This window comes from Cupriavidus sp. GW821-FHT07C08 (genome assembly GCF_059419025.1).
Window position 1 is genome coordinate 20923 of the sequence record NZ_JBWKQZ010000013.1, and the last position, 19978, is coordinate 40900.

Here is a 19978-nt window from a genome sequence, read left to right on the forward strand (position 1 = left end):
TTCGGGATCGTGGACGGGGCGGCCGCATCCCATGCGACCTGGCCCCCGGACACGACAGGCCTAACGCCCGCCCCCAGTGATGTAATGCTCCAGCTGCTCGATGATGAACTGCTGCTCGGAGATGATGTCCTTCACCAGGTCGCCGATCGACAGCATGCCGATCAGCTCGTCGCCTTCCATCACCGGCAGGTGGCGCAGCCGGTGCCGGGTCATCAATGCCATGCATTCGTCGGTGGTCTGGCTGGCGCCGACGTAGATCACCGCGTTGGTCATGATGTCGCGCACCAGCGTCTCGCGCGAGGTGCGCTGCATCAGGATCACCTTGCGCGCGTAGTCGCGCTCGCTCAGGATCCCCTGGATCTTGCCCTGCTCGATCACCAGCAGCGCGCCGATACCTTTCTCCGCCATCAACTGCAGCGCAGCGTAGACGGTCGCCGTGGGCGGGACGCTGTAAATAGCCTGACTCGGCTTGGACTCCAGAACCTGGCGTGCGGTTTTCATCACCAACTCCTTTTCCGTCGACAATGCAATGCGGCTGGCGGTGCCAATGCAATCAGAGTAGCAAAGTAACGCGCGCCGTTACAGGGTGACTTACGCGAATCTTTGTAAGCAATGTTGTGACGCCCGCATGGCAACCGTGGGGTCAAGGTTGCGCATCGGTCGCTTTTTCGTCCAGTGCCGCCAGGCACAGCGCCTGCATTTCGGACACCCATTGCGCCGGCTGCAGCGCCGCGCCCTGCAGCAGCAGCCGATAGCGGCGCGCCCCCCAGACCGCCAGCACCAGCGCCTGCACCTTCGCGGCATCCGGGGCCGTGGGCAAGTCGGGGCAAGCGCACAGCGCCCGGCGCCAGGCCTCGCAGAACTCTTCGAACACGCGCCGGTGGTGCTTGGGCTCGGCGATGCGCGGCTCCAGGCCGATGATGTCGGCATCGAAGACGATGCCGACATCATCGGCCGCGCCGCAGGCAATGGCCACCAGCCTCCGCACGCGCGTGCACCAGTCGGCATTGGCCCGTTGCGTGACCTCGGTGTCGATGCGCGCCAGCATGGTCTCGACCGTGTGGCGCACATAGCCCGACGCCAGCGCTTCCTTGCTGGGAAAGTACTCATACAGCGCGCCGACCGAGAACCCTGCCTCCAGCGCCACCGCGCGCGTGGTCACGCCGTCCCAGCCATCGCGGCGCCAGATCCGAACAAAGGCGTCGTAGATGGCGTTGACGGTGAAGTGCGCGCGCTGCTGCGAAGGGCGCTTGAGCGGCTTGCTGCGCGGCGTGGCGGGCCGTTTCAGGTCGCCGGCGGCGGGCGCTTCGTTTCCGAACCCGGCGGCGGCGCCGCTGATCAAGGTTTATCGGATCAACGAATTCGCAAAGCGCATCGGACGGGCTCCGAGCACGGTGCGCCGCTGGGAGCGCGAGGGCATCCTGGCGGCTAAGCACCTGCCTTCCGGACATCGGTACTTTGACGAGTCCGATGTTCGGGCGATGCTTGGCGGCGGGCCTGAGAAGCGATCGACAGTCGTGTACTGCCGCGTCAGTAGCGCTGGGCAGCGCGACGACTTGCGATCTCAGGTGGCGGCGATGGAGGAATACTGCCGGGCTGGCGCAATTGCTGTTGACGAGTGGATTCAGGAAGTCGGCGGCGGCATGAACTTCAAGCGCAAGCGTTTCCTCGCGCCGATTGAGCGCATCCAGCGTGATGAGGTTGAGCGAGTTCTCATCGCCCACAAGGACAGGCTCGTTCGCTTCGGATTCGACCTGCTCGACCATCTTGCGCGCGAGAACTTTGCGAGATCATCGTGGTCAATCAGGAATCGCTGTCGCCAGAGCAGGAAATGGTTGAGGACCTGCTTGCCATCGTCCAGACGTTCTCCTGCCGCCTGTACGGCATGCGCAAGTACAAAAAGCAGATCAAGGAAGACTATCCGGATAGCAAGGTACCGAAGGAAATTCTGGAATGACAACCGTCACCCGCACGCTCTATGCGACGTCGTCGTGCGTGCCTGCGCTTCGCGCGGTGTGCAGGGCGACGGCGTTCGTCCGAGCGGACCTCTGGCGTCGCTACGGCGCGCTGGGGAACGTCGGCAAGAGTGCGGCCGACATCCGCAAGGAAGTGACTGCTGGCGGCTGGTATGCGTCGCTGGCGGTGGACGGCACGATCCGAGCCGAGACCACAAAGGATGCCGTCAACGACATCCTGACGTACAAGGCGGCCGCATGCGCGAAGGTGCGACAGGCCATCGCGAAGCGGACCTGCGACGAGGCAGAGCGAAAGCGGCTCTATACCCTGCTCAAACGTGACAAGTGGCTCGAAGACAAGTACCTGCACCGGATGATGCGCAAGTACTTTCGGCACGGCGTTTCGAGTTGCGACAATCAGTTCATCGTCCGCTCGGACAAGCATCAGAGCCGCGTCAGAGACGGGCACCTTGTCATCACCATACACATCGCCAGGCAATATGGCCCTCCGATCGAGCTCAGGACGAACAGCAACGGCAAGAACGTGGACCTCACGGGTTGCAACCTGCGTGTGATCGTCAAGGGTGACGCGGTCGAAATCCACTACGCTACTGCGAAGGCCCACGGGCGCCCCTGCGGTTCGGGGGAAATTGGCGTCGACAAAGGCTACACCGAGGCCTTCGCCGATTCAGATGGCGAGCATCATGGGCAGACGTTCGGCGCCGTGCTGAGCGCTTTCAGCGACCAGGTTTCGAAGACCGGGAAAGCACGAAACCGGCTGCATGCCCTTGAAAAAGCCCATCGCAAAGCCGGTCGCATCGCCAAGGCCGAGCGCATCAGGAAGTGCAACCTCGGACGCGTGAAACTGCAGGCGCGCAGGGACCGCACGAAGCAGCGGTTGCGCACGATTGCCTACCAGTCCGCCCATACCATCGTGGACAAGGCGGCAATGGTCGGTTCGGAAGATCTGACGTCCCCCATCAAGGGGAAGAGTCAGTGGCGGAACTACAACCGCCGCATGAGCGCATGGGCCAAGGGGGTACTGGCTCAAGCGCTCGATGAAGTTTGCACGCAGCGTGGAGCGACGCACGTCGTCGTCAACGCCGCCTACACGTCGCAAATGGACTCGTTCACGGACTTGCTCGAAGGCAAGCGCAAGGGCGACAAGTTTTACCGTACCAACGGGGACGTTCTTCAGGCGGATACCAATGCTGCGCGGAACGTGCGGAACAGGATGCACGACCGGGAAATCACCCGGTATATGCCTCACCTCCAGGTGAAGCAGATTCTGCTCGCGCGCTCCTCCGGCGCAACTGAGCGTCAGGTGGCTTCAGTTGGGCGGCGCAAGCCGCGTCAACGAAGTGCGGATAAATCCAATGCTCAGCTTTGAGCAGATTTTATGGAACAGAAGACATGGCAGCAACGGAACCCGCATCGGTGCCGGTGGACGAGCCTACGCTTTATGTCGACTTCTCCAGCGATGAATCGCTGCGCGCGCGCGTGCATGCGCATTTCGGCGACAGCCTGGTGTATGACTGCTTTGCCGGCTCGGCGCAGAACATCGGCTTCCTGCGCGACCTGAGCCTGCCCGGGCCCAAGCCCGAGTTCTATTTCGCGCCGGTGCAGATCCGCAAGCGCAATGCCGACTGGGGACCGCAGGAAGTGAACCGGCGCTTCAACGCGGCGCAGCGCCGCTTTATCGACCATGCGCGCGATCCGGCCAATCGCTGGCTGGCACTGGTGGAGGAACGGGGATTTGAAGCCGCCCAGGCACGGATCGCGCGGCTGGCGGTGGGGAGCGGGGCGCCGCAGGAGGGGTATGTGGTGGTCGTGGGGTAAAAGCAGAACGGGCCCCGCATGGGGCCCGTCTTTCACTCCGTCAGCATCCGCACCTTCACCTTCTTGCCCTTGACCTTGCCGGCATTGAGCCGCTTCACCGCCTCGCGCCCGATGCTGCGCTCCACCGCGATATAGGTCGACATCTCCAGCACATTGATCTTGCCGATCTGCTCCTTGGTGAAGCCCGCATCGCCGGTCAGCGCGCCCAGGATATCGCCGGGGCGGATCTTCTCCTTGCGGCCGCCCAGCATCTGCAGGGTCACCATCGGCGGCAGCAGCCGTTCCGTGCTGGCGGCCCGCAGTTCGGCCAGCGGCTGCCACTCGAACTCGCCGCCGTGGTGCTGTTCCAGGTTGCCCACGCGGCCCATCTCGTCCATGCTGACCAGGCTGAAGGCCCAGCCTTCCTGGTCGGCGCGGCCGGTGCGGCCGATGCGGTGCACGTGGACTTCAGGATCGGGCGTGATCTCGACATTGATCACCGCCTCAAGCTGCGCGATATCCAGCCCGCGCGCAGCCACGTCGGTGGCCACCAGCACCGAGCAGCTGCGGTTGGCAAACTGCACCAGCACCTGGTCGCGCTCGCGCTGCTCCAGCTCGCCGTGCAGCGCCAGGGCCTGGTAGCCCTGCGCGCTCAGCAGCTCCACCAGCTCGCGGCAACGCGCCTTGGTATTGCAGAACGCCAGCGTGCTGGCCGGCCGGAAGTGGTCCAGCAGGCGCCCCACCGCGTTCAGGCGCTCGCCTTCTTCCACTTCGTAGAACAGCTGGCGGATGGTGGTGTTGTCGTGCGTTGCCTCCAGCTTGAGCGACTGCGGATTGCGCAGGAAGCGGTGGCTGAGTTTGTCGATGCCAGGCGGATACGTGGCGGAGAACAGCAGCGTCTGCCGTTCCTTCGGGCAGCGGCTGGCCACATAGACGATGTCGTCGAAGAAGCCCATGTCGAGCATGCGGTCGGCCTCGTCCAGCACCAGCGTGTTGATGCCAGACAGGTCCAGGCTGCCGCGATCGATGTGATCCAGGATGCGGCCGGGCGTGCCCACCACGATATGCGCGCCATGGATCAGGCTGTCGACCTGCGGGCGCATCGGCGAGCCGCCGCACAGCGTCAGCACCTTGATGTTCTCTTCCGCGCGCGCCAGGCGGCGGATTTCCTGCGTGACCTGGTCGGCCAGCTCGCGCGTAGGGCACAGCACCATCGCCTGCACGTCGAAGCGGCGCGGATCGAGCCGGTGCAGCAGCGCCAGCCCGAAGGCGGCGGTCTTGCCGCTGCCGGTCTTGGCCTGCGCCACCAGGTCCTGGCCCGCCAATGTGATCGGCAGGCTGGCCGCCTGTATCGGCGTCATTTCGTCATAGCCAAGCTGCGCCAGCGTGGCGAGCATGGTGGGCGAGAGCGGCAGGGCGGAAAAAGCGGTGCCGGCTTGCGGCTGGGCGGGGGTCGAGTTCATGCGAGATTATAGCGATCCAGGGATGTCGATCCGTCAGTCATCGGCCGGCGGCGTCCAGTCCAACCGCTCCAGCAGCGCTTGCGCCGCGGCCGGCGCGCGTTCCTTGGCGCCGTTGATAAAGAAGACAAAGACTTCGCGCTTGCGCGCGGCGGGCTTGCGGTCTTCCACCGTCGGCAGGTCGTCTGGCTGGTGGCCCTGCGCCCACGTGCGCACCCGTTCAGCCCACGCATCCAGGTCCCTGGGCGCGTAGCCGGTCTTCAGCTTCTCGCTGCTGGCCATCAGCCGTGCATAGACAAAGTCTGCAGTGAGATCCGCCATCGACGGAAACTTGGGCGAATCGGTAAAGACCGTCGCGGCCTTGTACTTGCGCGCGAGCTTGAGGTAGTCCGGCGACTGGAAGCTGTCGTGCCGCACCTCCAGCACGTGGCGCAGCTTCACGCCCTCCACCGAATCAGGCAGCAGCTGCAGGAAGGCCTCGAAGTCCTCCGCATCGAAATGCTTGGTGGGCGCGAACTGCCACACCACCGGACCCAGCTTGCGGCCAAGCTCGCCAATGCCGCTGTCGATGAAGCGTTCGATCGATTCGCCGGACTCGGCCAGCACGCGCCGGTTGGTGGCAAAGCGCGAGGCCTTCACCGCGAACACAAAATCATCCGGCGTCTCGTCGCGCCATTTGGCGAACGAGGTGCGCTTCTGCGTGCCGTGGTAGGTGCTGTTGATTTCGATCGCGCTCAGGTGGCGGCTGGCATAGGCCAGCTCACGTGCCTGTGCCAGGCCGGCGGGATAGAAGTTGTCGCGCCACGGCGCGAAATTCCAGCCACCGATACCGACGCGCACCAGATCCGGCGGTGCGGCGGCCGTACGCGACTTGGCCCTGGGTGTGGCCTCTGACGTTGCTGCAGGCCTGGATGCGGCCTTCGCCGCGGTGCGTGCTGCCATGGCGCGATCTCCCGAAACGCGAGACTGGCAGTCTAGCGGGAAACTGCGCCAAGCGGTGGCGGCGCAACCGGGCTCCTGGCCAAACAAAAAAACCGGAAGAGGGCCAGGCCCCCTTCCGGCTCCGTTCCCGGTCCCCCGGAATCAGAACGAGAAATTCACCACGGCGTCGGCGACGCTCACGTCCGCCGGCTTGGTCTGCACCGTACCCGTGGCGCTGGTGGCCTGCACGCTGTACTTGCCCGCGGCGGCGCCGTCCGGCTGCAGCGGAATCGGCAGCGCGGCCTGGTAGGTGCCGATCACCGGCGCGGCCACCGGCAGCGCCGGTTCGGTTACAAACATGCTGTAGGCGCCGGTATCGCTGGCGGCGGCCGTCGCCGCAATCTCGAAATTGCCGCCATTGACCAGTTGCAGCGCGCGCAGGGTCGCTTCCGCCGAAGCCGGCGTGACCGTACCCGAGACCCGGCGATAGGTCGACGCAGGCAGCGACATCGGCGCCGCCGCGGTCGAGATCGCCGTGGGCGTGCCCACCACCACCGGCACACCGCGCACGATGCCCGCCGCCTTGCCATTGGCAGAACCCGGCACCACCACGACGTCAACCGGGCCGGCCGTGCTGCTCTGCTCGATCGGCGACAGCTTGAAGTTGCCGTTGGCGTCCGCCACCGTCGCCTTCACCACCACGCCGTTGCGCTCGGCATACACGCGCGCACCCGGCGCCCCGCTGACCACGCCGTTCACTTCACCGCTGACGATCGTCGGGATCGCCGTCACCACCGGCTTCAGGCCAAAGGTGCCATTGCCGCGCGTGACCACCGACTTGCACGCGTCAAAGTCCAGCACCAGGTCGGTCAGCGTACCCTTTGCCACGGTGAACGGCCGGTTGATCTTGATGCCCGACTGCACCGCGCTGGGCGTGTCCAGCGCCTGCTCAGTGCCGCCGATGGGCACCACCGAGTTGGCCAGCGCACCGGCGCCGCCGCCACGGTTGGCATCGAGCACCAGGCGCACCTGCTGGTAATTGCCGGCAGGCAGTGCGGTCTGGCCCAGCACCGTCAGCACGCCGTTGGTCAGCGACAGCAGGTCGATCTTGCGCGCGGGCACGACGTCGATATCGACCCAGCCCCCGGCGCTCGCCTCGGCGCTGGCGCTACTGTGCACGCGCACCTTGTTGACGGTCACGAAGACATTGTTGAAGCCACAGGCCGGCGCATCGGTCATCGAGACCTTGAGCGTGCCCTGCCCGCCGCCATCATCGCCGCCACCACCACCACCGCAGGCGGCCAGCGCCAGGGCACCGCTCAGGGCAAGCACGCGCAGCGGCGCAGAAGTCAAAGAAAGGGCTGACACGGTAGGCTCTCCACTTGGTTTATTTGTGAGGTGATCGGAGGATATGTTGCCGTTCGCATAACGGCTGTAAGTCTTTGTAATACGTTGTGAAAAAGTCGTTAGCTTGTCTGCATGACTGATCAGCAAGGCTTGACATGGCATGCGCTCTCGTCCGGGCCGCCGGCCGATGCGCTGCGACACGCGTTCTGCTGCGGTTGCCATCACGCTCATGAACGCCCGTATCGACATCACCGCTGCATTGCAACGCCGCTTGTATTGCAATGCATCCGATCTAGCGTTTGATCACGCCGAAACCCGCTCCCACCCGCTTCTGCGTGTGTTCGCGTTACGAATGGACATTCACCAGCGCGTATTCCCGAGCCGCGCAAGCGCACTATCGCGCACCAAATCGGCGCGTTGTGTCGTCAACCTGATCACATTAGACCGGATTTGGACTGCCTGCCTCAAGTCGGGCGCACCCGCTCCGTATACAGCGAGGTGGAAATCCCACACACAAACGCGATCCTGTCGCTGCAGGATGCCGTGCTGCAGCCCGAACCCGATGCTGCGCTCAAGCAGGTGGCCAACGCCGGACGCTTCACCAAGGTCTACGTCGGTTATGCCGACAAGACCTCCAGATTCTCCGACCCGAAAGGCGTCCCGCCCGGCTACGACCCGACCGCCCGGCCCTCGTACAAGCAGGCCGCAGCAGCCGGCAAGCCGGTGGTTACGCCGCCCTATGTCGCTGCCAGCACCGGCAAGCTGGTGGTGACATTTGCCACGCCCGTGGTCCGCGATGGCGAAGTCAGGGCCGTGGTGTCCGGCGATGTGGCGATGGACGCCGTGATCGCCAACGTCAAGGCGATCCGCCCGACGCCGGCGAGCTTCGGCATGCTGGTGGCAAAGTCCGGGGAGATCGTTGCGCACACCGACGACAAGCTCACGCTCAAGCCCGTCGCCGAACTCGTGCCGGCGGACAAACTCGCCGCGCTGATCGACGCCAAGACTCCGATGGAAGTCGATGTCGGCGGCAGCGCCAAGCTGCTCGGCGCACGCGCGATCCCCGGCACCGACTGGATGATGATCGTCGCACTGGACAAGAGCGAAGCAACCGCCGGCATTGTCAGCAACGTCTCCAAGGTGACCGGCATTATTTTCGAGATCACTCACGCAGCCATGGAACAGACCCGCGGTATTCAACAGGTGAATATGGCGGTGAGCTAGCTGGATCAGATGGTGCAGCAGAATGCGGCGCTGGTTGAGCAATCCACGGCTGCCGCGGCGGCGCTGCAGACGCAGGCCGGGAGCTTGGCGGGGGCGGTGGGGCAGTTCAGGTTGGGGTAACGCGGGTATAGAGGAAGCCCCTTCCCCATCCCTTTGCAAGTGCCAGTAACATCACTTTATGCGATCCGGTCTAGCGTACAATCTGGCATCCGCACCCAACACCGCAGCGCGGCATCCAGCCCGCCCGCCGACCTCCCGTGAGCTTCGATTTCGAAACCCTCGAGCGCCTGCGCCAGGGCCATCCTGCCTGGCGGTTGCTGCGTTCCGACCACGCCAGCCTGGTTGCAGCCTTCCTTCAACGTGTCTTTGTTGAACCCAATCAGCGTTCGGTCGGGCAGGCCGACCTGGCTGAAGCCCTGGAAGACGAGCTTTTTGCCTTGCGCGAACGCCTCGGACAGGAAGCATTTCCCCGGCCCGCGCTCGACTACCTGAATGAGTGGGCAGCCAACGAGAAAGGTTGGCTGCGCAAGTTCTATCGCCAGGGATCCGACGAACCGCAATTCGACCTGACCCCTGCAACGGAGCGGGCCATTGCCTGGCTCGGCACTCTGGCCGAGCGTAGCTTCGTCGGCACGGAGTCACGCCTGCTGACGCTCTTCGACCTGCTCAAGCAGATGCACGAAGGCACGCAGACGGACCCGCAGGCGCGCATGGCCGAACTGCACCGGCGACGGGACGAGATTGACGCCGAAATCGCACGCGTGGCTGGAGGCGACCTGGCGCTACTGGATGACACCGCGCTGAAGGACCGCTTCCAGCAGTTTGTTTCGCTGGCACGCGAGCTGCTGACCGACTTCCGCGAAGTGGAAGACAACTTCCGTGCGCTGGATCGCCGCGTGCGCGAACGCATTGCATTGTGGGACGGCTCGAAGGGAGCGCTACTCGAAGAAGTCATGGGAGAGCGGGACGCCATCGCCGATTCGGATCAGGGCCGCAGCTTCCGTGCATTCTGGGACTTGCTGATGAGCAGCAGTCGACAGGAAGAGCTTTCCACGCTGCTCGAACATGTGCTGGCGCTGCCGCCGGTCTCCGCGCTCAATCCCGATACGCGCCTGCGCCGCGTGCACTACGACTGGCTGGAGGCCGGCGAGCATACGCAACGCACCGTGGCACAGCTGTCGCAGCAACTGCGCCGCTTTCTCGACGACAAGGCGTGGCTGGAGAACCGCCGCATCATGGATATCCTGCGCGGCATCGAGACCCGCGCACTTGCTGTGCGCGACTTGCCGCCACCAGGCTATGTGATGGCGGTGGACGATATCGCGGCCGAGATCGAATTGCCGATGGAACGGCCCTTGTTTGTACCGGCCCTCAAACCGCGCATTGCCGAGAGCGACATTGAGACCGGCGACGCCGATGTTGACGCCCACGCCCTGTTCACGCAGGTCGTGATCGACAAGGCCGAACTTGCCGCACATGTCCGGCAGGCACTGCAAAACCGCGCACAGGTCACTCTGCAGGAGTTGTGCGACCTGCGGCCGCTGCAGCACGGCCTTGCCGAGCTGGTCGCCTACCTGCAGCTGGCGGGCGATACGTTCCGCACCGATGTGGATGAAAGCGCGACCGATTCGGTCAGCTGGACAGTGCAGGTGCCGGATGGCGGCACACTGGTAAGACAGGCCCGGCTGCCCCGGGTCATTTTCGTCCGATGAGCATGACCCAAGACCAAGACTTTGATGAAGCTTCGCCGCCGGCAAATGGCGCGCTTCCCGACCTCGCCTTGTCCGCGCTGGTCGTGCCCCTGCTGAAGGGTGTGCTCTACCGGGATGCCGATGCGCCCCTCTGGCACGCACTGCTCAACCTGCAGCCAACCGTGCGCGACTATGTTGCCGTGCTGGGGCTGGAGTTGGTCCTCGATGACGCCGAAGGCTATGCCTTCCTGCGCTCGCTGCCGGAAAGCGAGGACGACAGCGCCGATCGGCCGCCACGCCTGATCGCGCGGCGCCAGCTTTCATTTCCGGTCAGCCTGACGCTGGCCTTGCTGCGCAAGAAGCTGGCCGAGTTCGACGCCACCGGCGGTGACACGCGGCTGGTGCTGACACTTGACGAGATCGCGGAGCTGCTGCGCGTGTTTCTGCCGGCCGGCACCAACGAGGCCAAGCTGATCGACCAGATCGAACTGCATGTGAACAAGATCGTCGAACTGGGCTTCATGCGTCGACTCAGGCCGGATACCAGCGCCCGTGCGGGGGTCCAGTCCGGGTTCGAGGTGCGTCGCATCCTGAAGGCATTTGTGGATGCGCAATGGCTTGCGGAGTTCGATACCCGGCTTGCTGCCTACCAGATTCAATTGAGTGGGCAGCCAGGAAGACCTGCAGGCCTGGCGCACGGAGGGCCGGCCGATGCATGAAGCACAGAACCTGAGCCTTGACTTCACCGATGACGACACCCTGTCCGGGTTTCGCTTGTCCCGCCTGGAAGTCTTCAACTGGGGCACCTTCGACAAGCGTGTCTGGGTTATCCGGCCCGATGGCAGGAACGGCCTGTTGACCGGCGACATCGGCTCCGGCAAGTCGACGCTGGTTGATGCCGTGACCACGCTGCTCGTTCCTGCCCAACGCATCGCCTACAATAAGGCCGCCGGCGCAGAAAGCCGCGAGCGGACGTTGCGCAGCTATGTGCTGGGACACTACAAGTCCGAGCGCAACGAAGTCACCGGCTCGGCGCGGCCCGTCGCGCTGCGCGATCAGAACAGCTATTCCGTCATTCTTGGCGTCTTTCATAACGCCGGCTACGACCAGACCGTGACGCTGGCACAGGTGTTCTGGATGAAGGAATCACATGGCCAGCCCGCGCGCTTCTATGTCGGCGCGGAGCAGGACCTGTCGATTGCCACCGACTTTGCCCACTTCGGCACGGACATCGGCGCGCTGCGCAAGAAGCTGCGCGGCCTGAAGGCCGAAATGTTTGACGCATTCAACGCTTACGGTGCCTGGTTCCGCCGCCGCTTCGGCATTGAGAACGATCAGGCATTGGAACTCTTCCACCAGACTGTCTCGATGAAGTCAGTCGGTAACCTGACTGACTTTGTACGCAGCCACATGCTGGAGCCGTTCGACGTGGCGCCCCGCATCGCCGCGCTGCTCGGGCATTTTGATGACCTGGACCGCGCGCATGAAGCGGTGCTGAAAGCCAAGCGCCAGGAAGAGATGCTGGTGCCGCTGGTGGCCGATTGCGAGCGACACGCCGAGCTGGTTGCCGCTTCGGAGCAGCTACGCGCCTGCCGCGAAGCGCTGCGCCCGTATTTTGCCGGGCTCAAGCTGGGCCTGCTCGATGAACGGATCGCGAGACTTACCGAAGAGTGGGAGCGCGAGGACACCCATGTGCGCCGCCTGCAGGAGCGTCGTGACACGCTGCGCAACGACGAAGCTGAGCTGCGCCGGAGCATTGCTGAGAACGGCGGCGACCGTATCGGCCGGCTCACGGAAGAGATCCGCGTGCAAAACGAGGAGTCCGCCAAGCGCCGGCAGAGATCGGACCGGTACGCGGAGCTCGTGCGCGGTATCGGGGAATCTCCACCCGACGAGGAAGACGCCTTTGTCACGCTGAGATCGCGCTTTGCCGAGCTTGCTGAAAGCTCCACGTCGCGTGAGACCGACGTGGGCAACGCCTTGACCGAACACGGCGTCACGATGCACCAGGGCAAGGCCGAGCATGCCGCGCTCAGCGAGGAAATCCGCAGCCTGAAGGCACGACGCAGCAATGTCCCGGCGGCGCAGATCGCCATGCGCAGCGCGATGTGCGAAGCGCTCTCGCTACATGAAGACGACATGCCCTTCGCCGGCGAACTGTTACAGGTCCGAGAGCATGAGCGCGACTGGGAAGGGGCTGCCGAGCGCTTGCTGCACAACTTTGGCTTGTCGCTTCTGGTCCCGGATTCGCTTTACTCGCAGGTGACGGCGTGGGTGGACAGCACGCACTTGAAAGGCCGGCTGGTCTACTTCCGGGTACGTGAAGGCGCCAGGACGGACCTGCCGGCCCTGCATCGCGATTCGCTTGCACGCAAGCTGGCGGTCAAGCCCGATTCACCATTCTATGGCTGGCTCGAGCGCGAAGTCGCCGCGCGCTTTGACGTGGCATGTTGTGCGACACATGAACAATTCCGGCGCGAGACGCGCGCCGTCACCCGGGCCGGCCAGATCAAGATGCCGGGTGAGCGGCATGAGAAGGATGACCGCCACCGCCTCGACGACCGCAGCCGCTACGTGCTCGGCTGGAGCAATGCCGCCAAGATCGCGGCCCTGGAAGGAGAGATGCGCGCGCTGGAAACCAGGCTAGCCGACCTGGGTAATCTCGTGGCCGGCCTGATAACGGAGCGTGACGCACTCAGGCAAAGAATCACAACGCTGTCGCAGCTCGACATGTTCATCGATTTCGAGGAACTGGACTGGCAAACGCCGGCGCGGGAAGCAGCGCGCCTCGCCGAGGAAAAGCGTCAGCTCGAATCGGCGTCCGATGTGCTGCGGCAACTGGCGGTCCGGCTCAGCGAAGTGGAAGCCGCACAGCAAGCGAATGAGAAGCAGCTGGAGGAACACCGCGACAAGCGCTCCAAGGCCGAGGGCAGGAAGAGCGATGCACTGGAACAGCGCGCCGACACCCAGGCGGCACTGGACGAATCCAGCAGCCTCGCCCACGCGGTGCCGGCCGAGACCATCGATGCATTGCGCGCCGAAATCCTGGGCCAGCATACGCTGACCGTCGAAGCGTGCAGTGGCCGGGAAACCGACATGCGCAATGCGCTACAGGCTCGCCTTGATGCCGAGACGAAGCGGCTGGGGCGGCTCAGCGAAAGCATCGTCAAGGCGATGTCTGCCTACAAGGAAGCCTTCAAGCTGGAGACCAGCGAAGTCGACGCCAGCGTCTCCGCAGGATTCGAGTACCGCAACATGCTGGAGAAGCTGCGTGCCGACGATTTGCCGCGCTTCGAAACACGCTTCAAGGAATTGCTCAACGTCAACACGATCAACGAGATCGCCAATTTCAACGCTCAGCTCGGCAAGGAGCAGCAGACGATCCGCGAACGCGTGGCACGCATCAACGAATCACTGACGCAGATCGACTACAACACCGGCCGCTATATCCGCCTGGAAGCACAGGTCACGCCTGATGCGGAGATCCGCGACTTCCAGTCCGAGTTGCGCGCGTGCACTGAGGGCGCGCTGACGGGATCGGAGGACAGCCAGTACTCCGAAGCCAAGTTCCTGCAGGTCAAGCACATCATCGAGCGCTTCCGCGGGCGCACCGGGCAGGCCGATCAGGACCGGCGCTGGACCGCCAAGGTCACCGACGTGCGCAACTGGTTCGTCTTCGGTGCCAGCGAGCGCTGGCGCGAGGATGACACGGAGTACGAGCACTACTCGGATTCCGGCGGCAAGTCGGGAGGACAGAAGGAGAAGCTGGCCTACACCATCCTGGCTGCCAGCCTGGCCTATCAGTTCGGGCTGGAGTGGGGCGCGGTGCGCTCCCGTTCGTTCCGCTTCGTGGTAATTGACGAAGCCTTCGGACGCGGCTCCGATGAGTCGGCACAATACGGCCTGCAGCTGTTTGCCAAGCTCAACCTGCAACTGTTGATCGTCACGCCACTGCAGAAGATCCACATCATCGAGCCCTACGTATCCAGCGTTGCGTTCGTGCAGAACGACGACGGGCGTGCGTCCAAGGTGCGCAACCTGTCGATCGACGAGTACCGGGCCGAGAAGGCAAGGTTGATGGCATGAACTGGAGCCATCCCGCCGACCTGCGCGCGCAGGTACAGAGGCTTTGGGACCGCGGCGACATCCTCGGCGCGCTGGTCAGCGGCGATTCGCTATTCCCCAGGCGGCTCACGCTGCGCGTGCCCACCTCCGGCGAGCTCACGGAAAGCTTCGAGGCAGTTCGCAACTGGCTCGCTGAATTAAGGCAGATGAGCCATTGCCGCCTGGAGATGCGCGAGTTCCGCCACCGCACCTTCGGCGCCAATATGCTGCCCTGCGCGGCCTGGATCGATACACTGGACGATGCCGCCGCACTGCTGAGCAAACGCCGCGAGGTTGAACGCTTTACAGCGCTGCTCGCCGGCACCCGGAATGCGCAGCCGCTGCTAGTCCCATGGCTGGGACAGCGTCCGCTGCGGGCGCTGGAGTTGTACGACTCCTGGCCCCGGCTGCTGGAAATCGTGGGCTGGCTCCAACGCCATCCGCGCCCGGGGGTCTATCTGCGGCAGGTGGATCTGCCTGGGGTGCACACCAAGTTCATCGAGGCCCACCGCGGCGTCCTTGCGGAGCTGCTGGACCTGGCGCTGGCGCCTGAAGCCATTGATCGACAGCATGCTGGCATGAGCCAGTTCGCCTCACGCTACGGCTTTCGCGACAAGCCCGAACGCATCCGTTTTCGGATGCTTGACCGCGCTAACCGCGCGCTGCCTGGCCAAGCCCCGACACACGACGTGACGCTCGATGCGGACAGTTTTGCCACCCTGCGCCCGGGAGTCTCGCGTGTCTTCATGACAGAGAACGAAACCAACTTCCTTGCCTTTCCCGAGGCCGCTGACAGCCTGGTGATATTCGGGGCGGGCTATGGCTTCAGCTTGCTCGCAAAGGCGACATGGCTGTCGCAATGCAAACTGCATTACTGGGGCGACATCGACACACACGGGTTCGCGATTCTCGACCAGCTGCGCAGCCTGTTCGGGCATGCCGAGTCTTTGCTGATGGATCGCGCTACGCTGATGGCATTCGAGGCCCAATGGGGTGTCGAGGACAACCAGACGCTGCGCGACCTGTCGCGGTTGCGACCCGAAGAGCAAGCCGTCTATGACGATCTGCGGGACAACCGCATCCGAGCAAAGCTGCGGCTGGAACAGGAGCGCGTCGGGTTCGAGTGGGTACGAGAAGCGGTGAAGCGATTGGGGTCGATATAGGAAAACGGCGTCACACCACAGTAAAGTCGCTACCCTTCGGCCAGTTCATATGACGTGCTGCGCCCGCCAGCGCCAGACTTCCGCAGCACCCCCAGCGCCACCAATTCATTGATATCCCGCAGCGCCGTGTCCGGCGAGCACTTGGCAATCGCAGCCCACTTGCTGGACGTCAGCTTGCCATCGAAGCCATCGAGCCGCCGGTTCAGCAGCTTCGTCTGTCGCTCGTTCATGGGCGTCGCACCCCAGCGTTGCCAGAAGCGCGCTTTCGCCAGGACGGCATCCAGCGTGTGCTGTGCATTCTGTACGGCCCGCAGTAGTGCATCAAGGAACCACGCGAGCCATTCAGTGATGTCCAGCGAGCCCTTCTGCGTACGTTCCAGGATGTCGTAGTAGTCCTTCCGCTCGCGCTGGATCTGCGCCGACAGGCTATAGAACCGCTGAGGGCTGCCGTCTGCCCGGGACAGGAGCAAGTCGCCGATCGCCCGCGCGATACGGCCATTGCCATCATCGAACGGATGCAACGTGACGAACCACAGGTGCGCCAGACCGGCCTTCAGTACTGGCGCATCCGTCAGGTCCGTGTTGGCCCACTCGATAAATCGCGCGACCTCCGGCTCAAGCCTGTTTGCCGGCGGCGCTTCAAAATGAACGCGCTGGCGCCCGTAGGGGCCGGACACGACCTGCATCGCCCCCTTGGCATCGTCACGCCATGCAGCGACACATAACTGCGACATGCCGCTATACCCGGTAGGGAATAACGCCCCGTGCCAACCGAACAACCTTTCCTTGCTGAGTGGCTCGTTGCAGCGGCCGGTTGCATCCAGCACCATCTCCACGACGCCTTCCACATGCCGGTCCACGGGTGCCAGCGCGCCGATGTCCACGCCCAGCCGGCGCGCAAGCGAAGACCGAACTGAATCGGCATTGAGCCGTTCGCCCTCGATCTCGCTGGTCTTGACCACGTCCTCGGTCAGCGCGGTCAGGCTGGCCTCATCCCGCAAGGCCATGCCTACGTCGGCAAGGCGCCCGAGGAGCCTGCCCTGGGCGTGTGTCACATCAGCCAGCGGCCGAGCCAACGCTGCCAGGTCGTAGTGGAATTGTGGCCAGTCAGGCGACTGCCAGATGTAGAGCCATTCTCCGCGTTTCATGCGGAGATTATGGCAGCTATCTCCGCATGCGCCAATCATTCACCGCAAATCTTGCGGTGAATATCACTGCAATCTCCGCATACGCCCGCCAAGAGGACCTTTCGACACCTAGCGGGGACCACCAAGGGGCCCCGAGGCGTGATCCCGCCGCCCACCAATCGCCCCCGACGCCGCCGCTCGCAGAATCCGCTGGAACGTCGGGCACTCCATATGGCTGGGCGCCGGGCAAACCGCCGCATGCCGCAGCCCGTCGCGCATCGCAGTCAGCTTGCGGATGGTCCGGTCCAGCTCATCCGCCTTGGCCGCCAGCACCTGCCGGTCGATGTTCGGCTGGCCCTGTGGCGAGAACATCCGCGCAATGTCATCCAGCGAGAAACCGGCGGCACGCCCCAGTGCGATCAGCGCCAGCCGCTCCAGCACGCCGGCATCGAACACGCGCCGCATCCCGCGCCGGCCGATGGAGGCGATCAGCCCCTTTTCCTCGTAGTACCGCAGCGTCGAGGCCGGCACGCCAGCCTGCCGGGCCACTTCCGCAATATCCAGGCTTTTCACCGCTTGACCTCAAGTCGACTTGAACTGGCACAGTGTAGCTTCCATGCCAGGACGGCGTGCAAGGGGATACGACCATGGGTGAGCAACAACAGACCAGCAGCAACGGCGGCGACCAGGCCGCACTGTGGAACGGCCCGTCCGGCCATGCCTGGGTCGCGGAGCAGGCGGTTCTCGACGACATGTTCCGGCCGCTGGAAGGCCTGCTTGTCGATGCGGTCGGCAAGACCTCGGCACAGCATGTGCTCGATGTCGGCTGCGGCACCGGCAGCACTACGATCGCGCTGGCGCGTAAGCTCGGCACGCAGGGCAGGTGCACCGGCATCGATATTTCCGAGCCGATGCTCGCCGTTGCACGGGCACGCGCGCAGCACGACGGCTCGACCGCCAGCTTTATTCGCGCCGACGCGCAAGACTACGCCTTCGCGCTAGCAAGCTTCGACAGCATCGTGTCGCGCCTGGGCGTGATGTTCTTCAGCGATCCGGTCCGGGCCTTTGCCAACCTGCGCCAGGCAGCAGCACCGGACGCCACGCTGCACTGCATCGCCTGGCGCAGCGCCGCAGAGAATCCGTTCATGACCACCGCCGAGCGAGCGGCCGCACCGCTGCTGTCCAACCTGCCGCCGCGGCAGCCGGGCGCGCCGGGGCAGTTCGCCTTCGGCGACAGCCAGCGCGTGCATGCCATCCTGGAAGAGGGCGGCTGGACCGGGATCGATATCCAGCCGATCGACCTCGCCTGCACGCTGCCGGAGCCTGCGCTGGTGGACTACCTATCGCGCCTGGGTCCCGTCGGCCTGGCCCTGCGCGAGGCCGATGCAAGCACACGCACCAGCGTCATCGAAACCGTCCGCGCAGCATTCGAGCCTTACGTTCATGGCGCAACCGTGCGCTACACCGCTGCTTGCTGGATGATCACCGCCCGGGCTTCGGCTACATCACAGACGGCCGGGGAGACTGCCCATGCCTGATACAGCGATGGCGCTCCTGTTCAATGCAATCGTGATCGGCACTGGCGCAACGCTGGTGATGGACGCCTGGGCCATCCTCCGCAAGCGGTTCATGGGCGTCCCTGCGCTGGACTATGGACTAGTAGGCCGTTGGCTCGCGTGGCTGCCACGAGGACGCCTTTGCCACCATCCCATCGCTGCATCGCCACCGGTGCGTGGCGAGCGCGGGATCGGCTGGATCGCGCATTACCTGACCGGCATCGTGTTCGCGGCCATCCTGCTGGGGCTATGGGGACTCGACTGGGCACGTCATCCGACGCTGGCACCCGCATTGATCGTCGGCATCGGCAGTGTGGCGGCACCGTTCCTGCTGATGCAGCCGGCGATGGGTGCCGGCATCGCTGCGAGCCGCACGCCACGGCCAAATGTGGCACGGGCGCATAGCCTGGTGACGCATGCGGTGTTCGGGCTGGGGCTCTATGTGGCAGGTTGGGTTGTGAGCCTGGTAGCGATCTGACAAGCGGGTACAGCGGCAGACTGCCGTTGTCCGAACCAGGAAGTCAGAGGCCGCGCACGCCGCGGCATTTGGGGAACGTGGCGCAGCCCCAAAACGGATTGCCAGCCTTAGCGCCCTGTTTGGCGATGCGTTGGATCATGGACCTGCCGCAGCGCGGGCAGCCTGGCACGGCGGCCGGCGACATTTCAGTTGGCTTCGGCGGCTCCGCAGCGCGAGTCGGCGCGTTCGCGGCGGCAGGCGGCTGTGCGGTCGACCCCGTCGGCGCTGCAGCGCGGGCGCGCTTGACCAGCACCGTGAGTGCCTGGCCATCGATCAGCTCTATGTTCCGCCCAGACGCGAAGGCCCGCGCATCGGCGGTGAACTGCCCCGACGTAACAACGAATCCTTGCGCCGCACCCTGCGCAGCCATCACGCCATACAGTTCCCGAACCACCGTGACCGGCACCTTGTAGGCGCGCCATTGCTTGCACTGCACGAGCGCCAGCTCGTTGCCCTTTCTGAGCCGCAGGTCGATGCCCCCATCCGCACCGCCGCCACCGGTCTCCGCCACGGCATAACCGCGCATCCGGAACACCTCTCCCACCAGCCGCTCGAAATCGCGCCAGGTCATCTGACGCAGGGCGTCGCCAGACTGGCTCGCCGCCACGCTGCGCACCAGTCCTTGCCGCTTGCGGCGGCCCAGCCACGAAGCCAGCGCGCCGGCCAGCAGCAACAGCGGCATGATGTACTGCCCGTACATCGACAGCGCCTTGACCATCTGTGTCACGACCATTTGGCCGATTTGCCCCGGCGCGGCACTGACCGGCACTTCGGCAATCGCATAACGGTGCAGCACCGCGTAGGCAACGATGGCCAACGCTACGCCTACCCACCATGGCAGTGCGGCGGCAATGCCATACAGATCCTCGAAGACCCTCGATTGCTTCCTGCGACCCATGATGCCCCCTTTGCTTTTTGTTTTTGTCAGACCGAAGGATGCCGTACGGGGGCGGGCATGTCGCCCCTGCGCACGCGGGGGACGATGGGGAAGGCAAGAAGGTATGTCCGCCGGATTTGTGGCCTCGGCTACGCATCCGAGACCCCGCATACGGTTCGCTGCGCAGTTCTGTGGGATATCGAACTGTAGATGGATAG

At 64.5% G+C, this 19978-nt stretch carries 16 protein-coding genes and 2 pseudogenes; 10 read left to right on the top strand and 8 right to left on the bottom strand.

What is annotated here, in order from left to right:
• Positions 1 to 60: 60 nt before the first annotated feature.
• Together AC07UK_RS17630 and AC07UK_RS17635 are read right to left on the bottom strand one after the other, a co-directional pair.
• On the bottom strand, positions 61 to 501 hold the full coding sequence (locus tag AC07UK_RS17630; RefSeq protein ID WP_436220529.1) for a CBS domain-containing protein: 441 nt from the start codon (positions 499 to 501) through the stop codon (positions 61 to 63).
• A 142-nt stretch (positions 502 to 643) separates the two neighbouring features.
• A complete protein-coding gene (locus AC07UK_RS17635; RefSeq protein WP_494687946.1) occupies positions 644 to 1342 on the bottom strand; it encodes a TetR/AcrR family transcriptional regulator in 699 nt (232 codons plus the stop codon).
• Between AC07UK_RS17635 and AC07UK_RS17640 the strand changes: the two are divergent.
• The 3 genes and pseudogenes from AC07UK_RS17640 to AC07UK_RS17650 all read left to right on the top strand — a co-directional run bounded on the left by AC07UK_RS17640 (position 1335) and on the right by AC07UK_RS17650 (position 3794).
• Positions 1335 to 1957, top strand: a pseudogene (locus AC07UK_RS17640) (IS607 family transposase). The gene AC07UK_RS17635 and the pseudogene AC07UK_RS17640 sit on opposite strands and share 8 nt — an antisense overlap.
• Entirely contained in the window at positions 1954 to 3345 is a 1392-nt protein-coding gene (locus AC07UK_RS17645; RefSeq protein WP_494687947.1) for a nuclease/transposase family protein, read from the top strand. The pseudogene AC07UK_RS17640 and the gene AC07UK_RS17645 overlap by 4 nt, the downstream one beginning before the upstream one ends.
• 23 nt (positions 3346 to 3368) lie before the next feature.
• Positions 3369 to 3794: a DUF2855 family protein gene (locus AC07UK_RS17650; RefSeq protein ID WP_494687948.1), complete on the top strand. Its 426-nt coding sequence runs from the start codon at positions 3369 to 3371 to the stop codon at positions 3792 to 3794.
• Positions 3795 to 3826: 32 nt separating this feature from the next.
• Here AC07UK_RS17650 and dbpA read toward each other — a convergent pair whose 3' ends face one another.
• From dbpA to AC07UK_RS17665, 3 genes are all read right to left on the bottom strand, one after another.
• Entirely contained in the window at positions 3827 to 5236 is a 1410-nt protein-coding gene (gene dbpA / locus AC07UK_RS17655; protein ID WP_494687949.1) for an ATP-dependent RNA helicase DbpA, read from the bottom strand.
• Positions 5237 to 5269: 33 nt separating this feature from the next.
• On the bottom strand, positions 5270 to 6175 hold the full coding sequence (locus tag AC07UK_RS17660; RefSeq protein ID WP_494687950.1) for a DUF72 domain-containing protein: 906 nt from the start codon (positions 6173 to 6175) through the stop codon (positions 5270 to 5272).
• A 141-nt stretch (positions 6176 to 6316) separates the two neighbouring features.
• The gene (locus AC07UK_RS17665; RefSeq protein WP_494687951.1) at positions 6317 to 7522 is read right to left on the bottom strand and encodes a DUF4382 domain-containing protein; all 1206 of its coding nucleotides are present in this window, start codon (positions 7520 to 7522) and stop codon (positions 6317 to 6319) included.
• A 501-nt stretch (positions 7523 to 8023) separates the two neighbouring features.
• On the opposite strand from AC07UK_RS17665, the pseudogene AC07UK_RS17670 reads away from it, so the two are divergent.
• From AC07UK_RS17670 to AC07UK_RS17690, 5 genes and pseudogenes are all read left to right on the top strand, one after another.
• A pseudogene (locus tag AC07UK_RS17670) lies at positions 8024 to 8629 on the top strand (cache domain-containing protein); the annotation flags it as partial.
• A 353-nt stretch (positions 8630 to 8982) separates the two neighbouring features.
• Positions 8983 to 10437, top strand: coding sequence for a DUF3375 domain-containing protein (locus AC07UK_RS17675; protein WP_494687952.1), 1455 nt, complete (start codon positions 8983 to 8985; stop codon positions 10435 to 10437).
• Between the two features lie 2 nt (positions 10438 to 10439).
• Positions 10440 to 11135, top strand: coding sequence for a DUF4194 domain-containing protein (locus AC07UK_RS17680; protein ID WP_494687953.1), 696 nt, complete (start codon positions 10440 to 10442; stop codon positions 11133 to 11135).
• Positions 11128 to 14502, top strand: coding sequence for an ATP-binding protein (locus AC07UK_RS17685; RefSeq protein WP_494687954.1), 3375 nt, complete (start codon positions 11128 to 11130; stop codon positions 14500 to 14502). Before AC07UK_RS17680 ends, AC07UK_RS17685 begins: the two co-directional genes overlap by 8 nt.
• Positions 14499 to 15683, top strand: coding sequence for a DUF3322 domain-containing protein (locus AC07UK_RS17690; protein ID WP_494687955.1), 1185 nt, complete (start codon positions 14499 to 14501; stop codon positions 15681 to 15683). Before AC07UK_RS17685 ends, AC07UK_RS17690 begins: the two co-directional genes overlap by 4 nt.
• Positions 15684 to 15712: 29 nt before the next feature.
• Here AC07UK_RS17690 and AC07UK_RS17695 read toward each other — a convergent pair whose 3' ends face one another.
• Positions 15713 to 16831 (bottom strand): Fic family protein, encoded by a 1119-nt coding sequence (locus AC07UK_RS17695; RefSeq protein ID WP_494687960.1) that lies wholly within the window; start codon positions 16829 to 16831, stop codon positions 15713 to 15715.
• Between the two features lie 108 nt (positions 16832 to 16939).
• A complete protein-coding gene (locus tag AC07UK_RS17700; RefSeq protein ID WP_436220520.1) occupies positions 16940 to 17383 on the bottom strand; it encodes a helix-turn-helix domain-containing protein in 444 nt (147 codons plus the stop codon).
• Between the two features lie 74 nt (positions 17384 to 17457).
• Between AC07UK_RS17700 and AC07UK_RS17705 the strand changes: the two genes are divergently transcribed.
• Together AC07UK_RS17705 and AC07UK_RS17710 are read left to right on the top strand one after the other, a co-directional pair.
• Positions 17458 to 18348, top strand: coding sequence for a class I SAM-dependent methyltransferase (locus AC07UK_RS17705; protein WP_436220519.1), 891 nt, complete (start codon positions 17458 to 17460; stop codon positions 18346 to 18348).
• The gene (locus tag AC07UK_RS17710) at positions 18341 to 18844 is read left to right on the top strand and encodes a DUF2938 domain-containing protein (protein WP_436220518.1); all 504 of its coding nucleotides are present in this window, start codon (positions 18341 to 18343) and stop codon (positions 18842 to 18844) included. Before AC07UK_RS17705 ends, AC07UK_RS17710 begins: the two co-directional genes overlap by 8 nt.
• 43 nt (positions 18845 to 18887) lie before the next feature.
• On the opposite strand, the gene AC07UK_RS17715 is transcribed toward AC07UK_RS17710, so the two are convergent.
• Entirely contained in the window at positions 18888 to 19781 is an 894-nt protein-coding gene (locus AC07UK_RS17715) for a restriction endonuclease (RefSeq protein WP_436220517.1), read from the bottom strand.
• Between the last annotated feature and the right edge of the window lie 197 nt (positions 19782 to 19978).

Coding starts and splice junctions, on each gene's coding strand:
- dbpA (WP_494687949.1), bottom strand. CDS start 5,236: ATGAACTCGACCCCCGCCCAGCCGCAAGCCGGCACCGCTTTTTCCGCC.
- AC07UK_RS17695 (WP_494687960.1), bottom strand. CDS start 16,831: ATGAAACGCGGAGAATGGCTCTACATCTGGCAGTCGCCTGACTGGCCA.
- AC07UK_RS17690 (WP_494687955.1), top strand. CDS start 14,499: ATGAACTGGAGCCATCCCGCCGACCTGCGCGCGCAGGTACAGAGGCTT.
- AC07UK_RS17645 (WP_494687947.1), top strand. CDS start 1,954: ATGACAACCGTCACCCGCACGCTCTATGCGACGTCGTCGTGCGTGCCT.
- AC07UK_RS17685 (WP_494687954.1), top strand. CDS start 11,128: ATGCATGAAGCACAGAACCTGAGCCTTGACTTCACCGATGACGACACC.
- AC07UK_RS17630 (WP_436220529.1), bottom strand. CDS start 501: ATGAAAACCGCACGCCAGGTTCTGGAGTCCAAGCCGAGTCAGGCTATT.
- AC07UK_RS17650 (WP_494687948.1), top strand. CDS start 3,369: ATGGCAGCAACGGAACCCGCATCGGTGCCGGTGGACGAGCCTACGCTT.
- AC07UK_RS17715 (WP_436220517.1), bottom strand. CDS start 19,781: ATGGGTCGCAGGAAGCAATCGAGGGTCTTCGAGGATCTGTATGGCATT.
- AC07UK_RS17705 (WP_436220519.1), top strand. CDS start 17,458: ATGGGTGAGCAACAACAGACCAGCAGCAACGGCGGCGACCAGGCCGCA.
- AC07UK_RS17710 (WP_436220518.1), top strand. CDS start 18,341: ATGCCTGATACAGCGATGGCGCTCCTGTTCAATGCAATCGTGATCGGC.
- AC07UK_RS17680 (WP_494687953.1), top strand. CDS start 10,440: ATGACCCAAGACCAAGACTTTGATGAAGCTTCGCCGCCGGCAAATGGC.
- AC07UK_RS17660 (WP_494687950.1), bottom strand. CDS start 6,175: ATGGCAGCACGCACCGCGGCGAAGGCCGCATCCAGGCCTGCAGCAACG.